Origin of the sequence: Sphingobium sp. BHU LFT2, from assembly GCF_018604485.1 — a bacterium.
Lineage (GTDB): Bacteria > Pseudomonadota > Alphaproteobacteria > Sphingomonadales > Sphingomonadaceae > Sphingobium > Sphingobium yanoikuyae_A.
Map to the genome: position 1 here is coordinate 1 of NZ_JAFCGW010000050.1, position 2,822 is coordinate 2,822.

The window sequence follows — 2,822 nt, forward strand, 5'->3', positions numbered from 1 at the left end:
GATACAGCACGGCCAGGCCTCGGCCCGGTTAGTGCGGACAGATCCATGAAACCCTCAAGGGATCACACCGCCTCGCTCTGCAATTACAGATCTACAGCCTAGTGAAAGGCGGTGCGGACAACCTCTCTTGCTGATTATCTGAAGGCTAGCCGAGACGCCAAAGTGCCGCGCAGGCGCCCCAGAACCGACATCGAGAAGCTCGTGCGAGCAGCCTTCTTGTGCCAGTGTGACAGATCACTGTGACAAAGCTGTCCGAACTGCATATCTCAGAGGATAATTTATCTAATCTTTTCAATGCCAATTTCTCACACCAAAAAAAGCTCCTTCTCACACATGTATTCATGTTATTAATAGCGCAGTGTGACAGGAGCGGTGCATGGCCGAATTGGTAGAGACTATTCTACAGAGAATGGGTCCCTCGCTTTCGAGCGATGTAGCGGCAGAGTTGGCAAAGGTGGCGCACATTTCTCCAGAAGCGGCACGCCAGCGCCTTTCACGCGCGCGGGGAAAAGTTCGACGGCTTGCGGGCGTTCCCTTTCCCCGGAATGCCCGTTTCCTCTACCTTGAGCAGCAGTTCGGATCACCGGAATATTGGTGGAAGCTCTCGGCCGAGTTGATGCTGAATAATTCTGCGCTCGGGTTCGCGCTGGCCGCTCTTCGCCAGGCAGGCGGGATGATACCCTCGCGGCAGTTTCCGATAATATGCGGCTCGCCGCTCAGGCAGATGAAACACCTTTCTGCGGACACGGTTCTCCAATATCTAAGCGAAGCTGGCCTCGTAAAAACGGTTGTAGTCCCGGCGCTTGGCGAGTGCGTGGCGCTGGTCCAAGAGGAGCAATATTATTCGGTCCGCGCAGCGGACATGCGCGCGCGCCTGTTGACCGAGGATATACTCATCACGGCTGTCCGCGACTGGCTGCGCAAGCTCGGCATCGCCAGTTACAATCTGGTCGCGACCCGTTCCGACGAGCAATTGCCACAGATCGGCACTTTTGTGTGGGATCTTAGCGCTCCGTCATATCTTGGGCATATGGTGCGTTTCTCTTCAGGGGGAGACACGAAGCCGGGATTTGTTGCCTGTGACGTCAATTTAACCGAGCGGATGACGATCCAAGGGGTCCGCCCGTTTATTCGAAAGTGTACGACGCTGCGCGCCTTGCCCAAAGTCGGTCCATGCATGCAAATCTTCGTTGCCGACGGTTATGAGCCGGATGCGTTCCGCGCTCTACGGGGTGCCGGTATCATCGCAGCCACGCCAGCGAGCTTGTTCGGGGAGGAAATAGCCAACGCCCTTCACGAACTCACGAGCGTCCTCAGCAATGTCGCCTTCTCGTCTTTCGAGGACGGCCGGTTCGAAGAATTGTTCAGTACTCTGGGACGGATCGAAGGCGCAGCCAATCAGCTGCGTGGAACCTTGTTCGAGTATATCGCTGCCGATGCTGCCAAGCGCCTTGGCCTGGGCGATGTCTGGATGAACCGGATTTTCAAGGTCGACGGCAAGGGTAAGGCCGAAGTCGATGTCCTTGCCATCAAGGCGAACCATTCGGTCACCGCTATCGAGTGCAAGGGCTACAGCCCGCGCGCCACAATTTCCGACGAGCTCTTCACCCGCTGGCTTCAGCATAATGTTCCTGTAGCCTACAAAGGGATCCGGGAACATCCCGACTGGAAAAACCTCCCTGTCACTTTCGAGTTTTGGACGACCGCTCCGATCAGCCAAGATGCATTCGCTCTTTTCGAAAGTGCCAAAAGCCAACTCAACCCGAACCGTTACAACATCGAGCTACGAGGGCCGGTTGATGTCTGGCAGAATTGTAAGCAGACAGGTGAACGGTCGCTAATGACCGCCCATCAAAAACACTTCTTGCTACCGGATGGAGCAATCCCACTAACAGTGAAGCCCGAGCGTGCTGTCCCTGAGTTCGCTGCGGTGACCGACGATTGGTGGAATTAATCGTGTGCCCTCCTTCCTCACGTTAACATACTCGTTCAAACTCAAACCCTAGCAGCCCCAGTGCCAGTCTAGTGCCGTCCGCTATACGTCATAGCTTCGGAGCAGACAGACCGAAAACTGTGACCTCTACACTAAAGGCACGATCCATCCGGATCAGGAGTGGCCGCTTTCCTAGGTGGGTTTCTCAGAAGGCGACAGTCGCGAAAGTTGTCTAATTGATATTCGCATGGCAGCTCATTTTCCCGCCCGATTGCCAACGGTTGTCTTCGAGGTCATCAGACAGCTGAAAGAGCCGATCGTCTGTGCCTCATGATCGCGGCCTAGCGGTAGTGAGTGGACGTCTCTGGGTCCCAAACGAGGTTTGACCCTCCACTTTTGTGACGAGATCGTCCGGGCATGGCTGATCGGGAGCGGGGCGCCGGGTCAGACCCAGCGGAACTCGGTCTCGTTCAACCAAAGGGAATGGAGTAATATAGCCAGCTTCCGTGCGACTGCGACTCTTGCGCGCTTGGGCCCTTTTGCTTCAGCCATTTTTCTACCCCAGTGCTGAAGCGCAAATGGCTGCCTCACCCTCGACAGGATAATATTGGCTGCTTCGTAGAGCGCACGTCGCAACATAGGGTCGCCCGCTTTGGAGATGTGCCCTTGCGTATCACGTTCGCCAGACTGGCTGCGTCGAGGGACCAGCCCAGCATACGCCCCGACATCTTCGCCTCTGGCAAAGCGCCGGGGATCTTCGATGCTCATTGTATAGGTGAGCGCGGTGATCGGCCCCACGCCAGGAACCGTCATCAGGCGCATGCAAACCGGATCTGACGCAGCTCTTAACTCGAGAGTGCGGGTCGAGGCCCGGAGTTGCGCCTCGATT

At 56.3% G+C, this 2,822-nt stretch carries 2 protein-coding genes; one reads left to right on the forward strand and one right to left on the reverse strand.

All coding sequences use genetic code 11. The features are described from left to right. Window positions 1-376: 376 nt before the first annotated feature. A complete protein-coding gene (locus tag JQK15_RS26260; protein ID WP_214869556.1) occupies window positions 377-1,954 on the forward strand; it encodes a hypothetical protein in 1,578 nt (525 codons plus the stop codon). Window positions 1,955-2,377: 423 nt separating this feature from the next. Here the strand turns inward: JQK15_RS26260 and JQK15_RS26265 are convergent. Further along, window positions 2,378-2,822, reverse strand: a 445-nt coding sequence (locus tag JQK15_RS26265; RefSeq protein ID WP_214869558.1) for a transposase, incomplete at its 5' end; no start/stop codon positions are given.